This is a genomic window from Pseudomonas sp. NBB (assembly GCF_032701105.1).
GTDB lineage: Bacteria > Pseudomonadota > Gammaproteobacteria > Pseudomonadales > Pseudomonadaceae > Aquipseudomonas > Aquipseudomonas asiatica.
Genome location: NZ_CP103994.1, coordinates 3,524,650 through 3,550,316, shown reverse-complemented (window position 1 = coordinate 3,550,316; position 25,667 = coordinate 3,524,650). Strand labels below are relative to the sequence as shown.

The following is a 25,667-nucleotide window of genomic DNA, read 5'->3' as shown; positions in this document are numbered from 1 at the left end:
AGACCGAGCCGCCTGCTCCGCGGGTAAACCCGCTCCTACAGGTATCGCGTTGCTTTCAGAACCTGCGCCGTACCTGTGGGAGCGGGTTTACCCGCGAAGCAGGCGACTCGCTCTCAAATCATCCCAACAGCCTCTGCACGGCCAGGGTAATCGCCACGCCACCAAACACCAGCCAGAGGTTGAGAATCGCCCCGGTGGCCAGGGCCCGCGGCCCAGCCTGACGAATCTGGCTGAAGCGTGTCTCCATCCCCAGCGCGGTCATGGCCATGGTCAGGGCAAAGGTATCCAGGCTGTTGACCGCCTGCGTCACGCTGCCCGGCAACACCTGCAGCGAGTTCACCAGTACCAGCGCGAGGAAGCCGAAGGCGAACCAGGGCATGGCGATGCGCCCATTGCCCTGTGCCTGGCCCGGCTGGCGCGCGCGGCTGATCCAGAGGCCCACCACCAGCAGCACCGGTACCAGCAGCATCACCCGGGTCATCTTGACGATGGTGGCGATATGCGTGGCCTCGGGGCTGACGTTGCTGGCCGCACCGACCACCTGGGCCACCTCGTGAATGGTGCCACCCAGGAACAGCCCGGCGCCCATGGTATCCAGGTGCAGCCAGCCGGCATTGATCGCCAATGGGTAGAGGAACATCGACAGGGTGCCGAACAGCACCACGCTACCAACCGCCATGGCGCTTTTATGCGGTGCGCTGCGCAGGGCCGACTCGAAGGCCAGAACCGCAGCGGCGCCGCAGATGGCGCTGCCTGCGGCGGTCAGCAAGGCGGTATCGCGGTCCAGCTTGAACAGCTTCATGCCACACCACAGGCCGATCAGCAGGGTGCTGGACACCACCAGCAACGACACGATGAGCCCGGACCAGCCGACTTCGGCTATTTCCTGCAGGCTCACCCGCAGGCCGAAGAAGGCCACGGCAATGCGCAGCAGGCCGCGGGCGGAAAAGTTGATACCCGCCGCCCAGCTGGCGGGAACGCCGTCACGCAGTGCATTGCCGTAAAGCGCACCGGCGACAATACCGACGATCAGCGGGCTGATACCCAGGTTGGCGATGGCGGGCAGGGCGGCCAATTGGGTGACCGCAAGCGCGAACAGCGCGACGAACAGGATGCCATTGAGCCGCCCTCGGGTAGAGAGGGTAGGTGCAAAGGCGGGGTTGGACGGAGCCGTGGCCATGTGAGTCCTCCGGAAAGGTGTTTCGACATGGCTTACGTTAATCTGGTTATAAGCTTATAAAAAATCGTAATTTGGGATGGCAAATATCCGTTTAGCTGATATTTTTCATTCATGACCCCAGAACAACTGATAACGTTCGCCACCGTCGCCGAGCACGGCAACATCAGCCATGCGGCCCAGGCCCTGCATTTGTCGCAGCCGGCGGTGTCTGGCCAGCTCAAGCAGCTGCAGGAGGCCTTTGGCGAGCCGCTGTATCAGCGCGCCGGCCGTGGTGTGCGGCTTACAGCAGCTGGCGAGCAATTGCTGGCCCATGCCGAGCGCCTGCGCGAAACCTTCCGTCAGGCCCAGGCATTGCGCGAGGCCATGCGCGGGCTGGAGCGCGGTACCTTGCGCATCGGCGCCAGTACCACGCCGGCCAGCTACCTGCTGCCTTACCTGATTGCCGATTTCCATGCCCGCTACCCGGAGGTGCTGGTGAGCACTTCCAACGGCAATACGGCAGAAATCGTCGCTGCGCTCGACAGCGTCGATATCGCCCTGATCGAAGGGCCGCCTGGGCAGGAGCTGCCATTGGGTACGGCGGTGACGGCGTGGCGGGAAGACGAGATCGTGGCCATCGTGCCACGTGGTCATCCGCTGGCTGGCAGTGACCGACAGACGCTGGCGTCGCTGGGGGCTTACCCGTTGGTGCTGCGCGAGAGCGGCTCGGGTGTGCGACAGATCGTCGAGCGGGCATTTGCCCGCAGCGGCGTGGCGATGCGCGTGGCGCTGGAAATTGCTGGCGTGGAAGGGGTGAAGGAGGCAGTGCGAGCCGGGATGGGGATTGGCTTTGTGTCGGCGATGTCGATCCGACATGAGGACGGGGCGTTGCAGCGGTTGCAGGTTATGCCGCAGGCGTTGGTGCGGCGGTTTTCCATTCTGGTGCCGCATGCAGCCACCCCGTCGCGGGCTGCGGCGCGGTTTCTGGAGTTGTGTGTTGGTCTGCCAGAGGTGGGGTGATTGTGCTGGCCTTTTCGCGGGCTTGCCCGCTCCCACAGGTTTCTCACGGTTCTTGAATGCGGTGCGGTACCCTGCCGTTCGGCTCTCAAAGCGTGTTTATCCGTAACGGAAATCCGTACGATTCGAAAAGATCCCATACGTCCTCGCGATCGAAGAGCCGCCACCCCAATGCCGTGAACCGCGTCAGGTCATCCTCGCTGGGAAAGGAGTAGTAGGCCCCGGCAGATCGATCTTGAGACGTTCCCGTCATAGGCTCATCGCGCTCCAGTCGCCTGATTGCGTTCAGGATGAGACGCGCGCCTGGTTGATAAAGTGAAAGGATGTGCCACAGCAAGGAGCGCTCCTTTTCGACTGCCACCCTGGCAGTCTCAATGATGCGACCAACGTCAATGCCGGGACTGTCGATCCAATGGAGCGTACAGCCGATCTCCGGGTCCCCGTTCAGCAGCGCCCGGAAGGTCGCCAGAACACCTCGATACTGAGGCAAGAGGCCAGAGTGAAGATTGAGGACGCCACGTGACGGAATTGCCAGCGCTTCATTCTTCAGGATCTGACCAAAGCGGATTGAGATGAACAGATCTGCTCCCGCGTCCTGCAGCATTTGCAGGCCCGCAGGATCACTCAAGCTGGGCAATACCCGTACAGGAACCCCAAAGCGTTGCTGCAGTTCTGCAAAACCGAATCGATGCCCGCTGCTGACCTGGTCGCTCGATCCGATTAATCCAGGGGCCAAGGCATTGAAGAAGTCCTGCTCGATCAATGCTAGTTGTCCGAGCATGCGTGACACGTTCCTGGCCGATCCCACTCTCTCCGAGAGGAATATTCCCACTGTGCTCTCGTGAATCTCGGGCAACAGTAAATTGAGAGTGAGGTTGCTCTCTACGTCCCGGTTCACCAGAAAAGCGATTCGCAACTTTAGACCTCCGGCAGACCTGCCTTTCAATCAGTTTCGGTATTCAGACCGAGCATAGTTGCATTTTCGTCATTCAAGTTGACTCTGCCGTTTGCTCCCGGGCTCATGCCCGGGAGCGGCTATCAGGCGTCTGCTCAGTGGTGAGCGGCCAGCGCTTCCAATTCACGGATGACATCCCAGGGTTTGAGCACCAGCACATCACTTTCCATGGCATCAAGTACTAATTCGGCGGTGTTACCTAGCAGTACGCCACTCAGGCCTCTGCGCGCCACGCTGCCGAGAACCGTGAGGGCGGCGCCTAGCTGATGGGCGACATGCGGAATCAGCTGGTCGGCAGGGCCTTCCGCAAGGTGCAGGTGTTGGTCGTCGATATCGAACTCGTCCTGATAGCCCTGGCACTGCTCATGGTAGAAGGTCAGGATGCTTTCCTTGAGCTGGAATATGGGGTCGGCTGCCGACAGCATCGGGTAAGGGTAGGCGCTCATCATGTGCAGGCTGGCATGACTGAGGTGGGCGATGTCGTGGCCGTGGCTGAGGATGCCAACCTGCAGCACACGATGCTTGAGGTCGTCGCTGCCGGCGTCAATGGCTGTAAGGATGGGGCGCTCTGTCCAAGGATTGGCATGCTTGACCATCAGCACCGGGCTCGGGCACCGGCGCAGCAAGTGCCAAAATGGTCAGGGCCAGGTCATCGTGCTGGTGTTGGGCCAACACCACCAGGGCGTTACGGGTGGTATGCATGGCGCCTCCCTGTACATTGAGTACGTTTTGGGGATGGCGCGGACGCTTCTCTAGGGAAACTCCGAACAAGTTGCTCATCAGTCGGAAATGGGCGGCTTAGGGATGCCGAAAAGCCCGCTTTTCAGTCGCTGATTATTGGATAACCAAGGCAAAGCCTTGGTTATCCGGACTCACGGGCGCACCTCTCCCGCAGCAGGCAATAATTGCCGGCGCACCATCCACAGATTCGACAGGGCAAACAGCGTGGTCAGTTGCGCCGTGTTCTTGGCCAAGCCGCGAAAACGAGTCTTTACATAGCCGAACTGGCGTTTGATCACCCGGAACGGGTGCTCCACCTTCGCACGCACTTGCGCCTTGGCCTTTTCGATCTTGCGCTTGGCTTGGTAGAGCACGCTGCGTTTGCTCAAGTGTTTGTAGGTGCTGCGGCGGGCAGCGACCTGCCATATCACCTGCCGTCCCTCGTGTTCTGGCCGCTTTTCCACGCCTGTGTAACCCGCATCCGCACACACGACATTCTCTTCGCCATGCAATAGCTGAGCGACCTCCGTCACGTCAGCTACGTTCGCGGCGGTGCCATGAACGTGATGCACCAGACCCGATTCAGCATCCGCGCCGATGTGGGCCTTCATGCCGAAATAGTACTGGTTGCCCTTCTTCGTTTGATGCATTTCAGGATCGCGCTTGCCTTCCTTGTTCTTGGTCGAACTGGGCGCGTGGATGATGGTCGCGTCGACAATGGTGCCCTGGCGCAACGACAGGCCCTTGTCTTGCAGGTAATTGTTGATGGTTTCCAGAATGCCGGCTGCCAACTGATGCTTCTCCAGCAGGTGCCGGAAGTTCATGATCGTCGTGTCTTCGGGGATCGGAGCGCTGAGCGTCAGACGAGCGAACTGGCGCATCGAAGTGATCTCGTACAGCGCCTCTTCCATGGCGGGATCGCTCAAAGAGAACCAATTCTGCAGCAGGTGAATGCGCAGCATGGTTTCCAGAGGATAAGGCTTGCGGCCACCGCCAGCCTTTGGGTAGTGAGGCTCGATCAACGCCACCAGTCCACTCCACGGTACCACCTGTTCCATCTCGGCCAGGAAACGCTCGCGACGGGTTTGCTTGCGCTTGCCGGCGTACTCGAAATCGGAAAAGCTCATCTGACTCATGGGATGGCGGACTTGTAGAAGGCAGTTGGACGGAGGGCTATTTCAGCACAGGTCAGATGGCCTGTGCTGACTTGATCGGAGAATCCCTAGTTGTCCCTGCGATAGGCATACGCGTCGATTATCGCGACTACATTCGGTTCACCGGATTCGGGAGCCGAATCTGCCTCTGCCAAGCATTGTCTCGCGTCGTGGTCGGGCATAACGCTAGTGCGCTGAACACGCCACGACTGGCAAGGTCATGAATGGACGGTATGTCCGGTAGTAGCGCCCGGTACTTTAGAGCCGCCTCCTTGCTCGGCCCGCCAATGGGGGGATCGCTGACCGGCCATATGACCAGTGAGTTTGGCGCGTACAGGACGATTGGGCAATGCAATCCGTCGCCCGCGTTATTCCAAATGGAAGTAGTGCCATATACGGTAGATATCGAGCCAAGTACAGTAAGCCCTGAGCTTTTGTGATGTGCAACCAGCTCTGATTTATCGCAGTACAAAGGGCGAGGAGTGGAAACGTTTAATTACAACATGCGTGTGCGCTTCCACTCGAAGAAGGGTGCCACCCTTCAGCAATTGAAAACATGTTTGAGGTACGCCACGAAGTTTTCATCCCGGCACTGTGTCTTGCCCGGGCTGTCGGAAATCTTGGCCACTGGTGCCCCATTGCAGGCCGTCATCTTGATCACGATATTCATCGGCTCCACGCCCGGGATATCGCAGGTCAGCCTGGTACCAATGCCAAAGCTCACATTGATCCGCTCATGCAGCGCCCGGTACAACCCCAGCGCCTTGGCAAGGTCCAGCCCGTCGGAAAAGATCAGGGTCTTGCTCTTGGGGTCGATCCCCAGCCGCTCATAGTGGGCAATGGCCTTTTCCGCCCAGGCCAGCGGATCACCCGAATCGTGCCGCAGGCCATCGAACAGCTTGGCGAAGTACAAGTCGAAGTCGCCCAGGAACGCGTCCATGGTAATGCAGTCGGTCAGGGCGATGCCCAGCAGCCCCCGGTACTCCCGCACCCAGCATTCCAGCGCGGCAGCCTGGCTGTCGACCAGGCGCGGGCCGAGTTGCTGGTGAGCCATGAACCACTCGTGCGCCATGGTGCCGATCGGCTTGAGCTGGTATTCGCGGGCCAGGTGCACGTTGCTGGTACCGACAAAGCGGCCCGGGAAGTCACGCTTCAGAATGTGCACCACCTCTTCTTGCACCCGGTAGGAGAAGCGCCGCCGGGTGCCGAAGTCGGCCAGTTGGAAACCGGCCAGTTCTTCGGCGCTGGCCTCGGCCTTCAGCCAGTCGAGGTTCTGATACAGGCGCTCGCGGACCTGCTCGATCACCACCTCGCGATAACGGTAGCGGTTGCGCACCTCGCTGATGATCGCCAGCAGCGGGATCTCGTAGAGAATCACGTGCAACCACGGCCCGCGCACGCGAATCGCCAGTTGCCCGGCATCATCCAGCCCCACCTGCACATAGCGCAGGTTGAAGCGGAACAGGCTGAGAAAACGGATGAAATCCGGTTTGATGAACGGGATCTTCTCCAGGTAGGCGAGCTGGTCATGCGTGACGCTGACATCGGCCAGTTGCTCGACCTGATACCGGATTTCCGCCAGGTAAGGTGCGAGGTTCTCGCCGTTACGGCAGCGAAACTCCCATTCCACCTCGGCATTGGGGTAGTTGTGCAGCACCGCCTGCATCATGGTGATCTTGTAGAAATCGGTGTCCAGCAGGTTCTGGATGATGCGTGGGCCGAAAACGCTGTCGCTCATGGGCGGTCTTCCTTGATCAGAGAGAGCTGGTAGTCGAGCGCGGCTTCGTCGCCGCAGAGGATCACGCCCTCGGCGGCCAGGGCGCCACATGCTTCGATGGCGCCTGCCTGGGTGAGGGCGCGGCAGGCCGGCAGGTACAACAGCACCTGGAAGCCGGCCTGGCGCAATTGGCGCGCAGTGGTCCTGACGCAATAGTCCAGGGCCAGGCCACCGACGATCACCGCGCCCACCTGCTGCACCTTGAGGTACTCGATCACCCCGGTGGAGCGGCGTTCGGCCAGGTCGTGGTAGCAGGCGCCGTAGGGGTGCAGGTCGGGCTCGACGCCTTTCCATACGAAATAGTCATAGTCGATGGGGGCCGGCAGGCCGGGCAGCAACTCGAAGCCGGGTGTGCCGGGCACGCAGTGGCTGACCCAGGTCAGGTCGGCGTTGGCCAGCTGCAGGGGCTGCAGCATGTGCGCGGGGTCGGCGACTACCCAGGCGGCGTTGGCCGGGTGGGCGTCCTTGCTGCCCAGGCGCAGGTCGGCGCGTAACGCCATGGTATTAAGATCTACCGCGATTTCATCGCCTTCAGGAACCGGCAGTTCTTGTGGCACGTTGTTGGTGAAGCCGTTCTGGGCGTCGACATCGAAACTGGCGATCTTCATGGCGGTTCTCCTTGCTGACATGGCTATATAGTTCACCTGGTGTATTAAGTATGTCAAGTGCCATCTTGTTCGGGATTTGTTGTTGCCTTACTTATACACCCTGGTGGATTATGAAGGCCTTGAACAAGGAGTCCCCCGGTGAATGCAGTCGAAGTCCTGGCCAGCGTCGATATCGTCGCCCTGCGCATGGCCCCCGAAGCTCAGCATCTGCAGGTGCTGTTGCACCGTCGTGAGCGTGAACCGCATGCCGGCCAATGGGCCTTGCCCGGGGTGATCGTCAATGGCCGCACCCCCGACACCAGCCTGGAAGCTGCGGCCGAGCGTGCACTGCGCGAGAAAACCCAGGTTGTACCGTGCTACATGGAACAGGTAGGTACCGAGGGCAATGCCTTTCGCGACCCGCGTGGATGGTCACTCAGCACCTACTACCTGGCTTTGCTCGAGCCCGGGCAGGCCGTCGAGGGCGAGCAACTGGCGTTTTTCGACTTGGACAGCGTATTGGCGCGCAAGGTGCTGTTGCCCTTTGATCACAACCTGTTGGTGGAGCGCGCCCGTGAGCGGCTGGCGGCGAAGACGGTGTACAGCAGCCTGCCGCTGTACCTGCTGGCGGAGAAGTTCACTGTGCTGGATGCGCTAGGCGCGATGCAGGCTTGCCTGGGGCAGGCGGTGAACAACACCTCGCTGCGCAAACGCCTGGAGCGCTTGCGCGAGCTGGGGTGGGTGAGGGACACCGGGGAGAAGAACCAGCCCAGGCTGGGCCGGCCGCAGCAGTTATATCAGTACACGCCACAGGGGGAGCGGGCGTTCATGTTCGATCGCAGTCTGCTGCCTGAGGGCGCTTAGTCGCTTGCATCAGTGTGCGCAGCGGTTGGCATCCTGTTCTCCGCGGGTGCCTGGCGCGCCGCGTCACTCGTCGCTGTAGTTCATGATCGACAACAGGCGGATGGGTACTTGCACCAACTGCTCGGGGCCGTGCGGGGTCTCGCCGTCGAAGGTCAGGCTGTCACCGGCCTGCATGTGATAGAGCTGGTTGCCGTGCCGGTACACCAGTTCACCCTCCAGCAAGTGGAGGAACTCGGTGCCGGGGTGGGCGAAGGTCGGGAACTCTTCGCTGGCGTCGTCCATGGTCACCATGTACGCCTCGAAGTTCTTCTTCGGCCCCCTGGCGTGATTGAGCAAATGGTAGGTGTGGCCTTTCTCGGTACCGCGGCGCACCACCTCCAGCCCTTCACCGGCTTTCACCAACAAGGCATTGCCGTCGGGCTGGTCATATTGGCTGAACAGCTTGGCCATCGGCATGCCCAGCACATCGCACAGGCGGCTGAGGGTGTCGAGGCTGGTTGATACCTGGGCGTTCTCGATCTTGCTGAGCATGCCTTGGCTGATGCCGGCGATGCGCGCCACGTCGGCGAGCTTGAGGGACTGGGCCTGGCGCTGGCGCTTGATCTGCAGGCCCAGGTACTGCTCCAGGCGAAGGCGCGGTTCGGTTTCGGTTTCGGTTGGCATCGAATGTCCTGCACGGTTTCAGTTCAAGAATAAAGTTTTCGCACTGGGAAAGTGCGAAATGCAGCTACGGTGGCTGCATCTTTCCTCGGGTGAAAACAAGTTTCCCATAAATGGAGCATGGAAATCTGCTTGGGTTTTGGGTTGCCGGTGCGGACCTCTTCGCGGGTGAACCCGCTCCCACAGGCGCGCGAAGAGACCCGAACAGGCACAAGGTTGCACCCTGAACAAAGTTGGCAAGCGCATTGCATTCCTGCTAGGAAAGTAAGTTTCTCATGCGGAATCATTGCCCCTTGCCCAGGAGTGTTCAACCCATGTTGCCAGCAGAAACCCAGCGCACCCTCGATCAGCACGGCATCAAGTACGTGCTGGCACAGTTCGTCGATATCCATGGCTCGGCGAAGACCAAATCGGTGCCGGTCTCGGGCCTGAAGATGGTGGCCGAGGAGGGCGCCGGCTTTGCCGGGTTCGCCATCTGCGGCATGGGCATGGAGCCGCACGGCCCCGACTTCATGGCCCGCGGCGACCTTTCCACCTTGATCCCGGTACCGTGGCAGCCCGGCTACGGCCGGGTGGTGTGCGTAGGCCACGTGAACGGCCAACCCTGGCCCTACGACAGCCGTCATGTGTTGCAGCAGCAGGTGCAGCGCCTGGCCGACAAGGGCTGGACCCTGAACACCGGCCTGGAACCCGAATTCAGCCTGTTCCGCCGCGACGAGGATGGCAAGCTGCAACTGGTGGATGCCTCCGACAACCTCGACAAGCCGTGCTACGACTACAAGGGCCTGTCGCGTTCGCGGCTGTTCCTCGAGCGCCTGACCGAGGCGTTGCAGCCGGTGGGCTTCGACATCTACCAGATCGACCACGAGGACGCCAACGGCCAGTTCGAGATCAACTACACCTACAGCGACGCCATGGAGTCGGCCGATCGCTTCACCTTCTTCCGCATGGCCGCCGGCGAGATCGCCAACGACCTGGGCATGATCTGTTCGTTCATGCCCAAGCCCGACCCCAAGCGCGCCGGCAATGGCATGCACTTCCACCTGTCGCTGGCCAGCAGCACCAACAAGAACCTGTTCCATGACCCGTCCGACAGCAGCGGCATGGGCCTGTCGAAGCTGGCCTACCACTTTGCCGCAGGCCTGCTGGCCCATGGCCCGGCGCTGTGCGCCTTCGCCGCACCCACGGTCAACTCGTACAAGCGCCTGGTGGTCGGCCGCTCGCTTTCCGGCGCCACCTGGGCCCCGGCGTTTGTCGCCTACGGCGCCAACAACCGCTCGGCGATGGTGCGCATCCCTTATGGCCGCCTGGAGTTCCGCCTGCCGGACGCTGGCTGCAACCCCTACCTGGTCACCGCCGCGATCATTGCCGCCGGCCTCGATGGCATCGACCGCCAACTGGAGCCGGGCGAGATGTGCAACGAGAACCTCTACAACCTGAGCCTGGAAGAGATTGCCGCACGTGGCATCAAGACCTTGCCGCAGTCGTTGAAGGAAGCCGCCGACGCCCTGGAGGCCGACCCGCTGTTCCGCGAAGTGCTGGGCGCCGAGATCGTCGATGAGTTCATCAAGCTCAAGCGCATGGAGTGGGTGGAGTACTGCCGCCACGTCTCCGACTGGGAAATCCAGCGTTACACCGAATTCTTCTGAGCGCCCCCAATCCCTTGGGCAGCCAGCACGAAAGCGGTCGCCCACTGCCTAGTAAGGAGCATCATCATGTGTGGAATCGTAGGTCTGTACCTGAAAAAACCCGAGCTGGAAGCCCAGCTCGGCAAGCTCTTCGAACCCATGCTCGAAGCCATGACCGACCGTGGCCCGGACAGCGCCGGCTTTGCCATCTACGGCGACGAAGTGGCCGATGGCTGGGTCAAGCTGACCCTGCAGGCCACTGACGTCAACTACCCCTGGGCGGCCCTGATGGGCCAGCTGGAAGGGCGCCTGGGCTGCTCGCTGGACTGGTTCCAGAACGCCAGCGCTGCAGTGCTCAAGGTACACACCCGCGAGGCGTCGGCCCGCCAGGCCCTGAGCGAACTGGCCCCTGACGTGCGCATCATGAGCGCCGGGCAGAGCATCGAGATCCTCAAGGGCATGGGCCTGCCGGCGGAAATCTCCAGCCGCTTCGGCCTGGCCGGCATGAAAGGCAGCCACATCATCGGCCATACCCGCATGGCCACCGAAAGCGCCGTGACCATGGAGGGCAGCCACCCGTTCTCCACCGGCGCCGACCTGTGCCTGGTGCACAACGGCTCGCTGTCCAACCACTTCCGCCTGCGCCAGAAGCTCAAGCGCGAAGGCATCAGCTTCGAGACCGACAACGACACCGAAGTGGCCGCCGGCTACCTGACCTGGCGCCTGCAGCAGGGCGACAGCCTGGCCCAGGCCCTGGATGGCGCCCTGGAAGACCTGGACGGCTTCTTCACCTTTGCCATCGGCACCCGCAATGGCTTTGCCGTGATCCGCGACCCGATCGCCTGCAAACCCGCCGTGCTGGCCGAGACCGACGACTACGTGGCCATGGCCTCGGAGTACCAGGCACTGGCCAGCCTGCCGGGCATCGAGCACGCCAAGGTCTGGGAACCGGCCCCGGCCACCCTGTACGTCTGGGAACGCGAAAGCGCCTGACCTGCCACCGAACCACTGGAGAACCACATGAATACGATCGACCTTTCCAGCACCTCGGTGCGTGTCCTCAACCAGTCCCTGCACGGTGAGGTGCAGGACCACGAATGGCGGGTGACCCACCCCGACGGCAAGCACAACCTGGCCGTGGGCATCAACGCCGCCGTGGCCGTGGATATCGAAGGCCACGCCGGCTACTACTGCGCCGGCATGAACCAGCAGGCCAGCGTCACCGTGCATGGCAACGTCGGTGTCGGCGTGGCCGAGAACATGATGTCCGGCACGGTACGGGTCAAGGGCAGCGCCTCCCAGGCCGCCGGCGCCACAGCCCATGGCGGGCTGCTGGTGATCGAGGGTGATGCCGGCGCGCGCTGCGGTATTTCCATGAAGGGCGTGGATATTGTCGTCGGCGGCAGCATCGGCCACATGAGCTGCTTCATGGGCCAGGCCGGGCGTTTGGTGGTGTGTGGCGATGCCGGCGATGCGCTGGGCGATTCGCTGTACGAGGTGCGCATCTACGTCAAGGGCTCGGTGCAGTCACTGGGTTCGGACTGCATCGAGAAAGAGATGCGCGCCGAGCACCTGCAAGAGCTGCAGGAACTGCTGAACAAGGCCGGCCTGGACCACAAGGCTGCCGATTTCAAACGCTACGGCTCGGCTCGCCAGCTGTACAACTTCAAAGTCGACAACGCCAGCGCGTACTGATCCAGGAGCATTCCCCATGAGCGAGCAATTCCCCCCGGTACTGCGTGAGTCGGCCACCTTCGACCGCCTGACCATCCAGGAAATCCAGCGTGCCGCCGAAACCGGCATCTACGACATCCGCGGCGGCGGCACCAAGCGCCGCGTGCCGCACTTCGACGACCTGCTGCTGCTCGGTGCCAGCGTGTCGCGCTACCCGCTGGAAGGCTACCGCGAGAAGTGCGGCACCGATGTGCTGCTGGGCACCCGCTTCGCCAAGAAGCCGATCCACCTGAAAATTCCGGTGACCATCGCCGGCATGAGCTTTGGCGCGCTGTCGGCCAACGCCAAAGAGGCCTTGGGCCGTGGTGCGACCATCGCCGGCACCAGCACCACCACTGGCGACGGCGGCATGACCCCGGAGGAACGCGGCCAGTCGCAGCACCTGGTGTACCAGTACCTGCCGTCGCGCTACGGCATGAACCCCGACGACCTGCGCAAGGCCGATGCCATCGAGATCGTCCTCGGGCAGGGTGCCAAGCCGGGCGGTGGCGGCATGCTGCTGGGCATGAAGGTAACCGAGCGCGTGGCCGGCATGCGCACCTTGCCGATCGGCGTCGACCAGCGTAGCGCCTGTCGCCACCCGGACTGGACCGGGCCGGATGACCTGGCGATCAAGATTGCCGAGATCCGCGAGATCACCGACTGGGAAAAACCCATCTACGTGAAGATCGGCGCCAGCCGCCCGTACTACGACGTGAAGCTGGCGGTGAAGGCTGGTGCCGATGTGATCGTGCTCGACGGCATGCAGGGCGGTACCGCCGCGACTCAGGAAGTGTTCATCGAACACGTTGGCATCCCGATTCTGCCGGCCATTCCGCAGGCAGTGCAGGCGCTGCAGGAAATGGGCATGCACCGCAAGGTGCAGCTGATCGTTTCCGGGGGTATTCGCAATGGCGCCGACGTGGCCAAGGCCATGGCCCTCGGGGCTGATGCGGTGGCCATTGGTACTGCGGCGTTGATCGCGCTGGGTGACAACCACCCTCGGCTGGATGCCGAACTGAAGAAAATCGGTTCTGCGGCCGGTTTCTATGATGACTGGCAGAACGGCCGCGACCCGGCCGGCATTACCACCCAGGACCCGGAGCTGGCCAGGCGCCTGAACCCGGAGGAGGCCGGGCGCCGGCTGGCCAACTACTTGCGGGTGCTTGTGCTGGAGGCGCAGACCATGGCGCGGGCGTGTGGCAAGTCGCACTTGCACAACCTCGACCCGGAGGACCTGGTGGCGTTGACCGTGGAGGCTGCGGCGATGGCACGGGTGCCGTTGGCGGGGACCGCCTGGGTGCCGGGGCAGGCGCAGTATTGAGTTGACCGTCGGGGGCCGCTTTGCGGCCCTTTCGCGACCCAAGGCCGCTCCTACAGGGGACCGCGTATCGCCCCCCTGCAGGAGCGGCCTTGGGTCGCGATGGGCTGCAAGGCAGCCCCAGAGCACCTCCACCATTCACACAGGAGTGACTCCATGAAGCACCTCACCCTCGCTGTAATGTTGTTAGCCCTGACCACCCGGGCCCACGCCGCCGACCCCACCCTGGACACCGGCAACACCGCCTGGATGATCTGCGCCGCGATGTTCGTGCTGATGATGTGCATCCCGGGCCTGGCACTGTTCTACGGTGGCATGGTGCGGGCCAAGAACTTCCTCTCGGTATTCACCCAGTTGTTCGCGGTGGCCGGGGTGATCGGCATTCTCTGGGTGCTGTTCGGCTACAGCCTGGTGGTAGACACCACCGGCATGGTCGAGGGCCAGCTGACCCTCAACAGCTTCATTGGCGGGCTGGGCAAGGCGCTGATGCTGGACATCGGCCATGACAGCCTGGTCGGCACCATCCCCGAAGGCGTGTTCGCAGTGTTCCAGCTGACCTTCGCCATCATTACCCCGGCGCTGATTGCCGGTGGTTTTGCCGAACGCATGAAGTTCAGTGCTTCGTTGCTGTTCATGGCCGCCTGGTTCGTGCTGGTGTACGCGCCGATCGCGCACATGGTCTGGGGCGGGCCGGGGGCGTTGATGGTCAACTGGGGTGTGCTGGACTTTGCCGGCGGTACCGCCGTGCATATCAACTCCGGCGTGGCAGCGCTGGCTGCGGCGTTGATGCTGGGCAAGCGCAAGGGCTACCCGCAGGTGGCCATGCCGCCGCACAACCTCGGTTTCACCCTGGTGGGCGCCGGGTTGCTGTGGGTGGGCTGGTTCGGCTTCAACGTCGGCTCGGGGCTCGCGGCCAACCAGGCGGCAGGGGTGGTGATGCTGGCGACCATGGTGGCGGCCTGTGCGGGGATTGTCGGCTGGTTGCTGACCGAGAAGGTGGCGCATGGTCGGCCGACGGCCTTGGGTGCGGCTTCAGGGGCTTTGGCAGGGTTGGTCGGCATTACCCCGGCCTGTGCATTCGTCGGGCCGTTGGGCGCGCTGGTGATCGGGTTGTTGACCGGGGCCATCTGCTTCTTTGCCGTGACCCGGTTGAAACAGGCGCTGGGTTATGACGACAGCCTGGATGTGTTCGGCCTGCATGGCGTGGGCGGAATGGTCGGCGCGATCCTTACCGGGGTCTTTGCCGCGCCTGCGTTGGGCGGCTATGTGGAGGGTGCATCACCGGTCGGGCAGGCATTGGTGCAGTTGAAGGGGGTGGCGTTCACCTTCGTGTATTGCTTTGTGGTGAGTTGGGCGATTCTGGGGGCGATCAAGCTGACCATCGGCCTTCGGGCCAGCCGGGAAGAGGAAGAACAGGGGCTGGACCTGGCGGAGCACAATGAGCGGGCCTACAACCTCTGATTGATGTGTTGCCTGTACCGGCCTATTCGCGGGTAAACCCGCTCCCACAGGGAAAGCACAGATCCTGAGACGTGCGCTATCCCTGTAGGAGCGGGTTCACCCGCGAAGAGGCCGGGACAGTTTGAATCAGTGCCCCATGGCCACCTTGGCACTCATCTGCCGGCGACGGTAGGCGCTATCACGGCTGGCCAGCCACCAGTAAAGCGGCGAAGTAACCGCCAGCCCCACCAGCCACGACAGGTCCGCTCCGTTGATATGCTCGGAAATCGGCCCGACATACAGCGGCGTGTTCATGAACGGGATCTGCACCACGATGCCCACGGCATAGGCGATCAGCGCCTGCGGGTTGTAGCGCCCGTAGATACCGCCATCGACCTGGAAGATCGACTGGATATCGTAGTCACCCTTGTGGATGGCATAGAAGTCGATCAGGTTGATTGCTGTCCACGGCACCAGCACCACCAGCAGCACCAGCACCATGTCGACGAAGTGGCCGATGAAGTCCGCCGAGGCGAACACCGCCACCACGCAGCAGGCCGTCAGTACTACCAGCGACAGCACGGCGCGGCTCTTGGCGGTGGGGATCCAGCGGTGGGCGAAGGTTTGCACCAGGGTGATGATCGACAGCACTGCGCCATACAGGTTGAGTGCGTTGTGGCTGATCACGCTGAGCAGGAACAGCACCAGCATGATCGGGCCGAGGGTACCGGTGGCCAGCTTGACTGCATCCATGGTGTCCATGCCGGCCGGGATCGCCAGCACCGCCACGGCGCCGAAGATGAACGACAGGCTCGAACCCAGGGCCGAGCCCAGGTAGGTAGTCCAGAACGTCGAGCTGACCTTCACGTCCGCCGGCAGGTAGCGCGAGTAGTCCGACACGTAGGGTGCAAAGGCGATCTGCCACAGCGCCGCCAGTGACACGGTGGCCAGCCAGCCGGCCAGGTTGAAGCCGCCGCGGGTGAGGAAGTCGTCGCTTTGCACGTGGCTGAAGATGTAGCCGAAGCCGACCACGATGCCGATACCCAGCACCCAGGTGCCGATGCGGTTGAGCACGTGGATGAAGCGGTAGCCGATGATGCCGATGATGCCCGAGCCCAGCGCACCGATGACGATGCCCACCGGTACCGGCACGGCATCGACCACGCCGTGCAGCGACTTGCCGGCGAGGACGATGTTGGAGGCGAAGAAGCCGATGTACATGACCCCGGCGATCACCACCACCAGCAGCGCGCCGAGCGAGCCGAACTGGGCGCGGCTCTGGATCATCTGCGGGATGCCCATCTGCGGGCCCTGGGCCGAGTGCAGCGCCATCAGTACGCCACCGACCAGGTGGCCGACCAGGATCGCGACGATGCCCCACACCAGGTTCAGGTGGAACAGTTGCACACCCAGCGCGCCTGTGACGATGGGTAGCGGCGCTATGTTGCCACCGAACCACAGTGTGAACAGATCCCTTACCTTTCCATGGCGGTCTTGCGGGGGCACGTAGCCGATCGTGTGTTTTTCTATGAGGGGTGCCGAATTGGCTGCACTGGTCATGACTGACTCCAAGGCAAGGTAGGGCATCGGGAGCTGCCCGGGGGCGTGCCGGCGAAGGGCGACGCGTTCTTGTTGGAGCGATGATGCGGGGCGCGGGGATAACGAGAAATTAGTAAATATGTGCCCATAAACCTTAAAAAACCTAAGGCTGACAAAAGGTTAAGCGGGGGACGGTAGCAAGGAGGGTGCCAGGGTGCGGGAGGGCTTGGGCTAGAGGGGTTTGGGCAATAAGGAGGTAAGAAGCGGTGTGCTTTTCTGGGGCGCCGTGCGCGTTTGCAGGGCAGATAAAAATGTCGCCCGTGTCGGCCCTTTCGCGGGTAAACCCGCTCCCACCTTGACCGCATTGATTTCAAGTCATGCGCATTACCTGTGGGAGCGGGTTCACCCGCGAAAGGGCCGGCTCAGGCAACAACGCTACATCGGCAACAACCGATCCTGAATCACCTCTTTCATCACCAGCGTCGAACTCAACCGTTTCACATTGGGAATGCTGGTCAGCTGCTCGTCATACAGCTTCTGGAACGCCGGCAAATCCTTGGCCACCACATGCAGCAGGTAATCCGGGTCGCCAAACAGCCGCTGCGCCTCGACGATCTGCGGGATTTCGGCCAGCGCCGCTTCAAAGTCCGCTACCGGCTGGCGAGTGACTTCGCGCAAGGTCACGAATACCAGCGCGGCAAAGTTTAACCCCAGGGCGCTCGGCGCCAAGCGGGCGTGATAGCCAAGAATCGCCCCGGACTCCTCCAGCGCCTTCAAGCGCCGATGGCAGGGCGACAGGCTGAGCCCCACTCGGTCAGCCAACTCGGTCACCGATAGCCGACCGTCTTTTTGCAGTTCGGCAAGGATTTTTCGATCTGTCCTGTCCATCGAGAAGGATCTTCCAGTAATTGAGGGCTGTTGGGGAATATACGAAAGAAAATCCCTCGGCGGAATCCGTAATCTTTCGTCATCCCAAAGCAGTGGAAAAAGGAAGATTCAAGTGGCTCTCAGTGTTCTGACGGCGTTCTGGGCCGTGTCGATGCTGTTCGTGATTACGCCGGGCGCGGACTGGGCCTATACCATTTCGGCCGGCATGCGGGGGCGCTGGGTAATGCCCGCGGTGGCGGGGATGTTGTCGGGGCATTTCCTTGCGACCCTGGTGGTGGCGGCAGGGGTCGGCAGCCTGCTGGCCGGCCACCCGCTGGCGCTGACCTTGCTGACCCTGGCGGGGTGTAGCTACCTGCTGTGGCTGGGTGGCAACCTGCTGCTGAGCCCGGCCTTGCCGGCGGCCGGGCAGGATGGTGCGGGGGAGTCGGGGTCTCGCTGGGCATTGAAAGGGTTTTGCGTCAGTGGCCTGAACCCGAAAGTGTTTTTGCTGTTCCTGGCGTTGTTGCCGCAGTTCACCGACCCGCAGTCGAGCTGGCCGGTGCCGTTGCAGATCTTGCTGCTGGGCCTGGTGCACCTGTGCAGCTCGTTGGTGATCTACTCGCTGGTCGGTTATGGCGCCAAAGCCGTGTTGAGCACCCGGCCGGGGGCGGCGAAGCTGGTCGGGCGGGTGTCGGGGGTGGCGATGATCACGGTGGCCCTGGGCTTGATAGCCGGCCAGATCAGCTGACTCACTGGCGTGCGTTGGCCGCTCCTACAGGTTGCCGCGTTAACCTGGCAGGCGAGAGCCAAGGGTAAAGACGACATGCATGGCCTTGGATAAACTCGCAGCACTTCAACGCACAACCAGGATGTGCCCCATGCCCGAAACCACGCAACTGCTCACCTTCGCCCTGATCTGCCTCGGCATGGTCCTGACCCCAGGGCCGAACATGATCTACCTGATCTCCCGATCGATCTGCCAGGGCCGCAAGGCCGGCCTGATTTCGTTGGGTGGTGTGGCCCTTGGCTTCGTCATCTACATGTTCTGCGCCGCGCTGGGCATCACCGCCCTGGTGATGGCCGTGCCTTTTGCCTATGACGCGCTGCGCATCGGTGGCGCGCTGTACCTGTTGTACCTGGCCTGGCAGGCGCTGCGCCCTGGTGGCCGGTCGCCGTTCCAGGTTCGCGACCTGCCTGCCGACAGCCCGCGGCGGCTGTTCACCATGGGCTTTGCCACCAGCCTGCTAAACCCCAAGATCGCCGTCATGTACCTGTCGTTGATGCCGCAGTTCATCGAGCCGGGGCATGGCAGCGTGCTGCTGCAGTCGCTGGTGCTGGGGTCGACGCAGATCGCCATCAGCGTTTCGGTCAATGCACTGATCGCGATCATGGCCGGGTCGATCGCCGTATTCCTCGCCGGTCGCCCGCTATGGCAGCAGGTTCAGCGCTGGCTGATGGGTACGGTGCTGGCGGGCCTGGCCGTGCGCATGCTGGCCGAAGGGCGGCGTTGACCGCTAGGCCTCAGGCGGCGGCTCCTGGGGCAGGTACAAGGTAAAAGTGGTGCCCTGGCCCGGCACACTCTTCACCTGCACATCGCCCCCGGACTGCCTGGCGAAACCGAACACCTGCGACAGCCCGAGCCCGGTGCCTTCACCCGGTGCCTTGGTAGTGAAGAACGGGTCGAAGATACGCTCCAGCAGTTCGGTGGCAATGCCGACACCGCTGTCGCTCACCGAAATCGCCGCGAACGGGCCCGGCTGTGGCGCCTGGCCGCGCAGGGCGGGCAGTGACTGGTCAGCCTGCAGGCGCAGCTGCAAGGTGCCTTCGCCGGCCATGGCGTCGCGGCCGTTGAGCATCAGGTTGATTACCGCGGTTTCCAGTTGATTGAGGTCGGCGCGGATATGGCAAGGCGCCTGTGGCAACTGCAGCTCGACCTGGATCCGCGCACCGGTGGCAGTGTCGAGCATGTCGGCCATGGCCTCCAGCCGTGGCCCTGCCTCGAACACTTGCGGGCTCAAGGCCTGGCGGCGGGCGAAGGCCAGTAATTGGCCGGTCAGCTTGGAACCGCGGTCGACAGTGTCGGACATGGTCTTGAGATAGCGTTCGCGACGCTGTGCATCGAGGTTGGGGCGCTGCAGAAAATGCAGCGACGAGCGAATGATGGTCAGCAGGTTGTTGAAGTCATGAGCCACGCCACCGGTAAGTTGGCCAATGGCTTCGAGCTTCTGGGTCTGGCGCAGCACGGCTTCTGTGTGCAGCAACTGGCTGGTGCGTTCATCCACGCGCTGTTCGAGGGTGGCATTCAGCGCCTCCAGTGCCGCCATGGCTTCGCGGACCTCGGCGTGGGCCTGTACCCGCTGGATATGCGCCCAGCAGCGCTCGGTGACTTCACTGATCAGCGTCTGTTCATAGTGGGTCCACTCCCGTGGCACCTTGTCGTGTATGGCCATCAGCGCGGTCAGTCGGCCGCCTTTGATCAGGGGCATGCAAATGGTCGCGGTAATGCCGATGGCCTGGAAGGTGGCAGCTTCCTCCGGGGACAGCTCGCTCAGGTTGTCCTGGATGACCAACGGCAGGCCATTGCGCAGGCGGCCGAGCGCCAGCTTGCCAAAATCCTGCAACCGATAGCGGCCCAACAGATGCGGCGAGCCGGGCGCCACGGCGTCACCGCAGATGGTGAAACCGTCTTCGTCGGGCTCCATCACCGCATAGGCGCAACTCGACAGTTGCAGGTGCTCGACCAGCATGCGCGTGGTAGTGGCAAGGATCTGGTCCGGGTCGGTGGCGTCTGCCACGGCGCGGCCCAGGTCGTCGAGGAAGTTCAGGCGCTGGTTGGCGAGCACGCTGGCGGTGGTTTCGGTGACTGTATCGAGCATGCCCAGCACCTTGCCGTCGTGGTCGCGTATGGGGCTGTAGCAGAAGGTGAAATAGGCCCGTTCGGGGCCGCCGTTGCGGTCGATGACGAGCGGGAAGTCTTCGATGTACACCGCCTCGCCGGCCAGGGCGCGGTTGGCCATGTGGCCGATGTCGGCCCAGGCCTCCTGCCACACGGCGCGGAAGGGGATGCCCAATGCCGAGGGCTTTTGCCCGAGTATCTGCGAGAAGGCGTCGTTGTGCAGGGTGAGCAGGTCAGGGCCCCAGAGCACGGCTTGCGGAAAGCGCGAGGCCAGGCACAGGGCCAGGCTGGTTTTCAGCGGGTCGGGCCAGTGCTCCAGCGGGCCCAGCGGGGTGGCGGCCCAATCGTGGTTGCGGATGCGCTCGGCCATCAGACCGCCGCCGTCTAGCCATTTTGCCATGTGCACTGCTGGTCCTTTTGCGTAAGGCCTTAAGGGTGCACCGAGAATAGACGCTTGGCGAGGGTTTTGTGTTACGTGTACCGGCCTCTTCGCGGGCTTGCCCGCTCCCACAGGGATAGCACATTGCTCAAGCTTTGCGCCTTACAGGTGGGAGCGGGCAGGCCCGCGAAGAGGCCGGCCCAGGCTAGCGAATGAAGTGCACCTTGCCAGTGTCGTCATTGCCCATGTAGATGCCATAAACCCCAGCCTGCCGCTCGAGGATATAGCGCTCGAGAATCTGCCGGATTGCCGGATAGTAGATTTCATCCCACGGGATCTCGTCCGGCTCGAAGAACCTGTAGGCCAGCGTTTCCGCCCCGTACTGCCCGGTTTCCTCGGTGGCGATGGCGCGGAAGATGATGTAGACCTCGCTTATCTTCGGGACGCTGAAGATCGAGTACGGCGAGACGATTTCGGCACGTACGCCGCTTTCTTCCCAGACCTCGCGCAGGGCTGCCTGCTCGGTGGTTTCGCCGGCCTCCATGAACCCGGCCGGCAAGGTCCAGGTGCCGGGGCGCGGCGGGATGGCGCGCTGGCACAGCAGGTACTTGCCATCACGCTCGATGATGCAGCCGGCGATGATCTTCGGGTTGATGTAGTGGATGTAGCCGCAGCCGGTGCAGTGCAGGCGTTCGTGGGTGTCGCCTGTGGGAACGCCCCGGGCCAGTTCCGTGGTGCAGTGCGGGCAGTAGCGCGGGGCGTTGGGCATGATCGGTGGCCTGTGGGTTGCTTATATGCGGGGATCCTTCAAGGCCAGGGGCTCGACCATCTCGCGCACCTTGACGTTGTCATCCTGCTTCTGGCGCAGGTAGTCCAGGGCCACCTTGGCGGCGGCGCGGACGTGGTCGACCGAGGCCTGGTGGGCAACCAGCGGGTCGCCGCTCTTGATCGCCTCGACGATCTTTTCCATTTCGCGGTTGCTGGCGCCGCGGCGGTTCTCCTGCGACACCGAGGTGGCGCGCAGGTAGCTGATGCGCGCCTGCAACTGGCGCAGCTGCTGGGCGGCCACCTGGTTGCCGGAGCCTTCCAGCAGCACATCGTAGAACCCTTGTACCGAGTCCAGCACCTGTTGCAGTTCGCCTTCCTCGAGGGCTTCGCGGTTGACCTCCAGCGCGCGTTCCAGGGCGCGGATGTCCTTGGCCTTTGCGTTCAGGGTGAACAGCTGCACGATCAGGCCTTCGAGCACGCAGCGCAGCTCGTAGATATCGCGGGCGTCTTCCAGGGTGATGATGGCCACGCGCGGGCCCTTGGCGTCGGCAAATTCCACCAGGCCTTCGGATTCCAGGTGGCGCAGGGCTTCACGCACCGAGGTGCGGCTGACGCCGAGGCGGTCGCAGAGGTCGCGCTCGACCAGGCGATCGCCTGGCAGCAGGTGGAAGTTCATGATCGCGGCGCGCAGCTTGTCGAGCACGATTTCGCGCAGGGTAACGGGGTTGCGATTGACCTTGAAGCTGTCGTCGAGTGGCTGGCGTTTCATCAAGTGCGCTCTTAAAGAGGCTGCCCGGCCGCAACCGCAACAGCACCACGAACCTTGGGTGCTCCTTGCGTGGGTTCGAACAGCCCGGTGTTAACGGGTTGACTCCGCATCGGCTTCAGCGAACGCTTCGCGGGCCAGGCGGAAACTGTCCACCGCCGCGGGCACGCCGCAATAAATGCCGACCTGGAGCAGGATCTCGCGAATCTGTTCACGGCTCAGGCCATTACGCAAGGCGCCGCGAATGTGCAGCTTGAGCTCGTGGGGCCGGTTGAGCGCGGAAATCATGGCCAAGTTTATCATGCTGCGCTCTTTGAGCGACAAGCCTTCGCGGCCCCAGACGTGGCCCCAGCAGTATTCGGTGACCAGCTCCTGCAACGGCTTGGTGAAGTCGTCGGCGTTCTGGATCGAGCGGTTGACGTAGTCCTCGCCCAGTACCTGGGTGCGGATCTGCAGGCCTTTTTCGTACTTTTCATTGCTCATGTGCAGTACTCCGGATTTAAACAGGGTCATTTGCGTTGGCTTCTTCGCGGGTGAACCCGCTCCCACAGGTACTGCACAGGTTTCAGCATCTGTGCGATCCCTGTGGGAGCGGGTTTACCCGCGAAGAAGCCAACGCCGAGCTCAAGGTCCATCAGCCCAGGGGCGGCAGGGCGCCCAGCTTGCCCTTGTGGTACACCATCGGGGTCACCGGCTCGGCCGGCAGCACCAGGTTCTTCACCGCGCCGACGATGATCGCGTGGTCACCGCCGTCGTACTCGCGCCACAGCTCGCATTCGATGATCGCCGTGGCCTTGGCCAGCAGCGGGTTGCCCAGCTCGCTCAGGTGCCAGTCGATGCCTTTGGCCTTGTCCTTGCCCTTGCCGGCGAAGGCATAGGCCTCGGCGGTCTGGTCGGCGGACAGCAGGTGAATCGCGAACTGCTTGCTGTCACGCAGGATGGGGTAGGTGTCGGAGGCGTAGTTGGGGCAGAACAGCACCAGCGCCGGGTCGATCGACAGCGCGCTGAACGCGCTGGCGGTGATGCCGACGATGCCACCGTCGGCGTCCAGGGTGGTGACCACGGTGACGCCGGACGGGAACGAGCCCATCACGTCTTTGTAGATGCCTGGTTCGATCATCTCGTGCTACCTCTTAGCGCATCACAAACGGGTCGGGCATCGGCGCCGTGGACAGGTTGATCCACACCGTCTTCAGCTCGGTATAGGCCAGCACCGAATCGATGCCGCTCTCACGGCCGTAGCCGCTGTTCTTGAACCCGCCGATCGGCGCCATGGCCGACACGGCACGGTAGGTGTTGACCCAGATGATCCCCGAACGCACGTCGCGGGCCAGGCGGTGGGCACGGCCCAGGTCGCGGGTCCAGATGCCGGCGGCCAGGCCGAACTGCGAGTCGTTGGCGATGGCCAGGGCCTCTTCCTCGGTCTTGAAGCGGATTACCGCGGCAACCGGGCCGAACACCTCTTCCTGCATGATGGTCATCGAGTTGCTGTCGCACTCGAACAGGGTCGGCTCGTAGAACCAGCCATCACCCTCGACCTCGGCACGCTTGCCGCCCATGTGCAGCTTGGCGCCTTCGGCCTTGGCAGCGGCCACCAGGCCTTCGACCACGGCCAGCTGTTGCGCGGTGGCCATGGGGCCCATTTCGCTGGCATCGTCCTGCGGGTTGCCGATGCGGATGCGCCTGGCGCGGGCGATCAGGCGTTCGACGAACTCGTCGAAGATCTCGTCCTGCACCAGCAGGCGCGAGCCGGCCACGCAGCTTTGCCCGGAGGCAGCATAAATGCCTGCCACGGCGCCGTTGATGGCGCTGTCCAGGTCGGCATCGGCGAAGATGATGTTCGGCGACTTGCCGCCCAGCTCCAGCGACAGCTTGGCGAAGTTCTCGGCGCTGCTGCGCACCACGTGGCGGGCGGTGGCGGCGCCGCCGGTGAAGGCGATCTTGCGCACCAGCGGGTGGCGGGTCAGCGCCGCGCCGGTGCTGGGGCCGTAGCCGGTGACCACGTTGACCACACCAGCCGGGAAGCCGGCCTCGAGGGCCAGGCGGGCCAGCTCGAGGATGGTCGCCGAGGCGTGTTCGGACGGCTTGAGCACGATGGTGTTGCCGGCGGCCAGGGCCGGGGCCAGCTTGATGGCGGTGAGGTACAGCGGGCTGTTCCACGGGATGATCCCGGCCACCACGCCGATCGGCTCGTGCACGGTGTAGGCGAACAGGTCGGGCTTGTCCAGCGGCAGGGTGCCGCCTTCAAGCTTGTCGGCTAGGCCTGCGGTGTAGTGGAAGAACTCTGGCAGGTAGCCGACCTGGCCGCGGGTTTCGCGGATCAGCTTGCCGTTGTCACGGCTTTCCAGCTGGGCCAGGTGTTCCTTGTTTTCGGCAATCAGGTCACCCAGGCGACGCAGCAGCTTGCCGCGCGCGGTGGCGGTGATGCTGCGCCACTCCTTGCTGTCGAAGGCGCGCTGGGCGGCCTGCACGGCCAGCTCGACATCGGCCTCGTCGGCGTCGGGCAGTTGCGCCCAGGCCTGGGCGGTGGCCGGGTTGAGGCTGTCGAAGGTCTTGCCGCTCTGGGCATCGCGCCATTGGCCGTCGATGCACATCTGGAAACGAACGAGGGTCATGCAACAATCCCCTTGGCGGATTCGGTGAGGGTGCGGGCTTGCGCGAGGAAGTCCAGCAGCATCTTGTTGACTTCACGCGGTGCTTCCACCGGCATCATATGCCGTTGCTCGGCGAGGACCACGCTGTGTGCGCCAGGAATGCTGGCGGCGAGCTGGCGGGTCATGGCCGGGGTGGAGCCCGAGTCGAGTTCGCCGGTGGCGATCAGCGTCGGCACCTGGATGCTGGCCAGGTCGGCGGCGCGGTACATGTCCTGGGTGGCGAACAGCGAATAAGTGGTGTGGTAGCCCTGCGGGTCGTTGCTCGCCAGCACCTGGCGAATGGCGGCGACCTGCGCCGGGTTGGCAGCCTTGTATTCACGGCTGAACCAGCGGTCGAGCGCGGCGTCGACGTTGGCGTCGGGGCCAAGCTGCGCAGCCTGGGCGGCGCGGGCGATAACGCCGGCACTCTGCTCGGGGGTGCGGTTGAACACGCTGTTGAGCACTACCAGTGCAGCCAGGCGCTGTGGGTATTCGAGGGCGAACGCCCGGGCGACCAGGCCGCCCATGGAAAAGCCGATCACGGTGGCTTGCGCGATCTGCAGGTGGTCGAGCAGTTCGGCGAGTTGCGCGGCATAACCTTCCAGGCCGATGTCGGCGGCTGGCAGCGCGCTCTGGCCGTGGCCGAGCATGTCGTAGGCGATGACGCGGTAGTCGTTGGCCAGGCCAACGAACTGACCGCCCCACATTTCCTTGTTCAGGCCCACGCCGTGGATCAGTACCACAGGTTGGCCCTGGCCGACGGACAGGTAGCTGGTGCCGGCGGGTGTGCGTTCAGCGACAGGCTGAATCATGGAGGGCGCTCC

General features: G+C 63.3%; 24 protein-coding genes and 1 pseudogene. 9 read left to right on the top strand and 16 right to left on the bottom strand.

The features are described from left to right. Positions 1 to 118: 118 nt before the first annotated feature. Entirely contained in the window at positions 119 to 1,180 is a 1,062-nt protein-coding gene (locus NY023_RS16535; protein WP_013973051.1) for a YeiH family protein, read from the bottom strand. Positions 1,181 to 1,291: 111 nt separating this feature from the next. Between NY023_RS16535 and NY023_RS16530 the strand changes: the two genes are divergently transcribed. Beyond that, positions 1,292 to 2,179, top strand: coding sequence for a LysR family transcriptional regulator (locus NY023_RS16530; protein ID WP_013973050.1), 888 nt, complete (start codon positions 1,292 to 1,294; stop codon positions 2,177 to 2,179). A gap of 85 nt (positions 2,180 to 2,264) precedes the next feature. Here NY023_RS16530 and NY023_RS16525 read toward each other — a convergent pair whose 3' ends face one another. The 5 genes and pseudogenes from NY023_RS16525 to NY023_RS16505 all read right to left on the bottom strand — a co-directional run bounded on the left by NY023_RS16525 (position 2,265) and on the right by NY023_RS16505 (position 7,390). Continuing rightward, on the bottom strand, positions 2,265 to 2,957 hold the full coding sequence (locus NY023_RS16525) for a formyl transferase (protein ID WP_230397101.1): 693 nt from the start codon (positions 2,955 to 2,957) through the stop codon (positions 2,265 to 2,267). Positions 2,958 to 3,226: 269 nt separating this feature from the next. After that, positions 3,227 to 3,763 (bottom strand): annotated as a pseudogene (locus tag NY023_RS16520) (universal stress protein); the annotation flags it as partial. Between the two features lie 240 nt (positions 3,764 to 4,003). Next, positions 4,004 to 4,987 (bottom strand): IS5-like element IS2000 family transposase, encoded by a 984-nt coding sequence (locus tag NY023_RS16515; protein ID WP_013973047.1) that lies wholly within the window; start codon positions 4,985 to 4,987, stop codon positions 4,004 to 4,006. Between the two features lie 559 nt (positions 4,988 to 5,546). Then, the gene (gene pncB / locus NY023_RS16510) at positions 5,547 to 6,743 is read right to left on the bottom strand and encodes a nicotinate phosphoribosyltransferase (protein ID WP_013973046.1); all 1,197 of its coding nucleotides are present in this window, start codon (positions 6,741 to 6,743) and stop codon (positions 5,547 to 5,549) included. Further along, a complete protein-coding gene (locus tag NY023_RS16505) occupies positions 6,740 to 7,390 on the bottom strand; it encodes an isochorismatase family protein (RefSeq protein WP_013973045.1) in 651 nt (216 codons plus the stop codon). The genes pncB and NY023_RS16505 overlap by 4 nt, the downstream gene beginning before the upstream one ends. A gap of 138 nt (positions 7,391 to 7,528) precedes the next feature. Between NY023_RS16505 and NY023_RS16500 the strand changes: the two genes are divergently transcribed. Further along, entirely contained in the window at positions 7,529 to 8,233 is a 705-nt protein-coding gene (locus tag NY023_RS16500) for an NUDIX hydrolase (RefSeq protein ID WP_013973044.1), read from the top strand. Positions 8,234 to 8,296: 63 nt separating this feature from the next. Here NY023_RS16500 and NY023_RS16495 read toward each other — a convergent pair whose 3' ends face one another. Continuing rightward, the gene (locus NY023_RS16495) at positions 8,297 to 8,896 is read right to left on the bottom strand and encodes a helix-turn-helix domain-containing protein (protein ID WP_013973043.1); all 600 of its coding nucleotides are present in this window, start codon (positions 8,894 to 8,896) and stop codon (positions 8,297 to 8,299) included. Between the two features lie 311 nt (positions 8,897 to 9,207). On the opposite strand from NY023_RS16495, the gene glnT reads away from it, so the two are divergent. The 5 genes from glnT (at position 9,208) to NY023_RS16470 (ending at position 15,016) form a co-directional block, all read left to right on the top strand. Beyond that, positions 9,208 to 10,542 (top strand): type III glutamate--ammonia ligase, encoded by a 1,335-nt coding sequence (gene glnT / locus NY023_RS16490; protein WP_013973042.1) that lies wholly within the window; start codon positions 9,208 to 9,210, stop codon positions 10,540 to 10,542. A gap of 66 nt (positions 10,543 to 10,608) precedes the next feature. Next, entirely contained in the window at positions 10,609 to 11,514 is a 906-nt protein-coding gene (locus NY023_RS16485; protein ID WP_013973041.1) for a class II glutamine amidotransferase, read from the top strand. Between the two features lie 27 nt (positions 11,515 to 11,541). After that, positions 11,542 to 12,216, top strand: a complete 675-nt coding sequence (locus tag NY023_RS16480) for a protein glxC (protein WP_013973040.1) — start codon at positions 11,542 to 11,544, stop codon at positions 12,214 to 12,216. Positions 12,217 to 12,232: 16 nt separating this feature from the next. Then, positions 12,233 to 13,558, top strand: a complete 1,326-nt coding sequence (locus NY023_RS16475) for an FMN-binding glutamate synthase family protein (protein WP_013973039.1) — start codon at positions 12,233 to 12,235, stop codon at positions 13,556 to 13,558. A 153-nt stretch (positions 13,559 to 13,711) separates the two neighbouring features. Then, a complete protein-coding gene (locus NY023_RS16470; RefSeq protein ID WP_013973038.1) occupies positions 13,712 to 15,016 on the top strand; it encodes an ammonium transporter in 1,305 nt (434 codons plus the stop codon). Positions 15,017 to 15,142: 126 nt separating this feature from the next. On the opposite strand, the gene NY023_RS16465 is transcribed toward NY023_RS16470, so the two are convergent. Continuing rightward, positions 15,143 to 16,555 carry a purine-cytosine permease family protein gene (locus tag NY023_RS16465; RefSeq protein ID WP_025338785.1) on the bottom strand — a complete coding sequence of 471 codons (1,413 nt, stop codon included), beginning with the start codon at positions 16,553 to 16,555 and terminating at the stop codon, positions 15,143 to 15,145. A gap of 414 nt (positions 16,556 to 16,969) precedes the next feature. Further along, positions 16,970 to 17,422: an Lrp/AsnC family transcriptional regulator gene (locus NY023_RS16460; RefSeq protein WP_015270735.1), complete on the bottom strand. Its 453-nt coding sequence runs from the start codon at positions 17,420 to 17,422 to the stop codon at positions 16,970 to 16,972. 112 nt (positions 17,423 to 17,534) lie between these two features. Between NY023_RS16460 and NY023_RS16455 the strand changes: the two genes are divergently transcribed. Next, the gene (locus tag NY023_RS16455; protein WP_044047082.1) at positions 17,535 to 18,149 is read left to right on the top strand and encodes a LysE family translocator; all 615 of its coding nucleotides are present in this window, start codon (positions 17,535 to 17,537) and stop codon (positions 18,147 to 18,149) included. 130 nt (positions 18,150 to 18,279) lie between these two features. Then, positions 18,280 to 18,912, top strand: a complete 633-nt coding sequence (locus NY023_RS16450; RefSeq protein WP_023660833.1) for a LysE family translocator — start codon at positions 18,280 to 18,282, stop codon at positions 18,910 to 18,912. Positions 18,913 to 18,915: 3 nt separating this feature from the next. Here NY023_RS16450 and NY023_RS16445 read toward each other — a convergent pair whose 3' ends face one another. The 7 genes from NY023_RS16445 to NY023_RS16415 all read right to left on the bottom strand — a co-directional run bounded on the left by NY023_RS16445 (position 18,916) and on the right by NY023_RS16415 (position 25,655). Then, on the bottom strand, positions 18,916 to 20,697 hold the full coding sequence (locus NY023_RS16445; protein ID WP_044047081.1) for an ATP-binding protein: 1,782 nt from the start codon (positions 20,695 to 20,697) through the stop codon (positions 18,916 to 18,918). Between the two features lie 184 nt (positions 20,698 to 20,881). Continuing rightward, positions 20,882 to 21,445: an NUDIX hydrolase gene (locus NY023_RS16440; protein ID WP_013973032.1), complete on the bottom strand. Its 564-nt coding sequence runs from the start codon at positions 21,443 to 21,445 to the stop codon at positions 20,882 to 20,884. Between the two features lie 21 nt (positions 21,446 to 21,466). Beyond that, the gene (locus tag NY023_RS16435) at positions 21,467 to 22,213 is read right to left on the bottom strand and encodes a GntR family transcriptional regulator (RefSeq protein WP_013973031.1); all 747 of its coding nucleotides are present in this window, start codon (positions 22,211 to 22,213) and stop codon (positions 21,467 to 21,469) included. A gap of 90 nt (positions 22,214 to 22,303) precedes the next feature. Next, positions 22,304 to 22,693 carry a carboxymuconolactone decarboxylase family protein gene (locus NY023_RS16430; RefSeq protein ID WP_008100863.1) on the bottom strand — a complete coding sequence of 130 codons (390 nt, stop codon included), beginning with the start codon at positions 22,691 to 22,693 and terminating at the stop codon, positions 22,304 to 22,306. 151 nt (positions 22,694 to 22,844) lie between these two features. Next, positions 22,845 to 23,330, bottom strand: a complete 486-nt coding sequence (locus tag NY023_RS16425) for a flavin reductase family protein (RefSeq protein WP_003258675.1) — start codon at positions 23,328 to 23,330, stop codon at positions 22,845 to 22,847. 13 nt (positions 23,331 to 23,343) lie between these two features. Then, entirely contained in the window at positions 23,344 to 24,825 is a 1,482-nt protein-coding gene (locus NY023_RS16420) for an aldehyde dehydrogenase (RefSeq protein ID WP_024087305.1), read from the bottom strand. Then, positions 24,822 to 25,655 (bottom strand): alpha/beta fold hydrolase, encoded by an 834-nt coding sequence (locus NY023_RS16415; RefSeq protein ID WP_013973028.1) that lies wholly within the window; start codon positions 25,653 to 25,655, stop codon positions 24,822 to 24,824. The genes NY023_RS16420 and NY023_RS16415 overlap by 4 nt, the downstream gene beginning before the upstream one ends. Between the last annotated feature and the right edge of the window lie 12 nt (positions 25,656 to 25,667).

Bases quoted from the DNA above. Each gene is read 5' to 3' on its own strand.
- NY023_RS16530 (WP_013973050.1), top strand. From the start codon at position 1,292: ATGACCCCAGAACAACTGATAACGTTCGCCACCGTCGCCGAGCACGGC.
- NY023_RS16440 (WP_013973032.1), bottom strand. From the start codon at position 21,445: ATGCCCAACGCCCCGCGCTACTGCCCGCACTGCACCACGGAACTGGCC.
- NY023_RS16465 (WP_025338785.1), bottom strand. From the start codon at position 16,555: ATGACCAGTGCAGCCAATTCGGCACCCCTCATAGAAAAACACACGATC.
- NY023_RS16535 (WP_013973051.1), bottom strand. From the start codon at position 1,180: ATGGCCACGGCTCCGTCCAACCCCGCCTTTGCACCTACCCTCTCTACC.
- NY023_RS16430 (WP_008100863.1), bottom strand. From the start codon at position 22,693: ATGAGCAATGAAAAGTACGAAAAAGGCCTGCAGATCCGCACCCAGGTA.
- NY023_RS16435 (WP_013973031.1), bottom strand. From the start codon at position 22,213: ATGAAACGCCAGCCACTCGACGACAGCTTCAAGGTCAATCGCAACCCC.
- NY023_RS16425 (WP_003258675.1), bottom strand. From the start codon at position 23,330: ATGATCGAACCAGGCATCTACAAAGACGTGATGGGCTCGTTCCCGTCC.
- NY023_RS16470 (WP_013973038.1), top strand. From the start codon at position 13,712: ATGAAGCACCTCACCCTCGCTGTAATGTTGTTAGCCCTGACCACCCGG.
- NY023_RS16415 (WP_013973028.1), bottom strand. From the start codon at position 25,655: ATGATTCAGCCTGTCGCTGAACGCACACCCGCCGGCACCAGCTACCTG.
- NY023_RS16475 (WP_013973039.1), top strand. From the start codon at position 12,233: ATGAGCGAGCAATTCCCCCCGGTACTGCGTGAGTCGGCCACCTTCGAC.
- NY023_RS16485 (WP_013973041.1), top strand. From the start codon at position 10,609: ATGTGTGGAATCGTAGGTCTGTACCTGAAAAAACCCGAGCTGGAAGCC.
- NY023_RS16445 (WP_044047081.1), bottom strand. From the start codon at position 20,697: ATGGCAAAATGGCTAGACGGCGGCGGTCTGATGGCCGAGCGCATCCGC.
- NY023_RS16515 (WP_013973047.1), bottom strand. From the start codon at position 4,987: ATGAGTCAGATGAGCTTTTCCGATTTCGAGTACGCCGGCAAGCGCAAG.
- NY023_RS16460 (WP_015270735.1), bottom strand. From the start codon at position 17,422: ATGGACAGGACAGATCGAAAAATCCTTGCCGAACTGCAAAAAGACGGT.
- NY023_RS16505 (WP_013973045.1), bottom strand. From the start codon at position 7,390: ATGAAGATCGCCAGTTTCGATGTCGACGCCCAGAACGGCTTCACCAAC.
- NY023_RS16420 (WP_024087305.1), bottom strand. From the start codon at position 24,825: ATGACCCTCGTTCGTTTCCAGATGTGCATCGACGGCCAATGGCGCGAT.
- NY023_RS16480 (WP_013973040.1), top strand. From the start codon at position 11,542: ATGAATACGATCGACCTTTCCAGCACCTCGGTGCGTGTCCTCAACCAG.
- glnT (WP_013973042.1), top strand. From the start codon at position 9,208: ATGTTGCCAGCAGAAACCCAGCGCACCCTCGATCAGCACGGCATCAAG.
- NY023_RS16525 (WP_230397101.1), bottom strand. From the start codon at position 2,957: ATGCTCGGACAACTAGCATTGATCGAGCAGGACTTCTTCAATGCCTTG.
- pncB (WP_013973046.1), bottom strand. From the start codon at position 6,743: ATGAGCGACAGCGTTTTCGGCCCACGCATCATCCAGAACCTGCTGGAC.
- NY023_RS16495 (WP_013973043.1), bottom strand. From the start codon at position 8,896: ATGCCAACCGAAACCGAAACCGAACCGCGCCTTCGCCTGGAGCAGTAC.
- NY023_RS16450 (WP_023660833.1), top strand. From the start codon at position 18,280: ATGCCCGAAACCACGCAACTGCTCACCTTCGCCCTGATCTGCCTCGGC.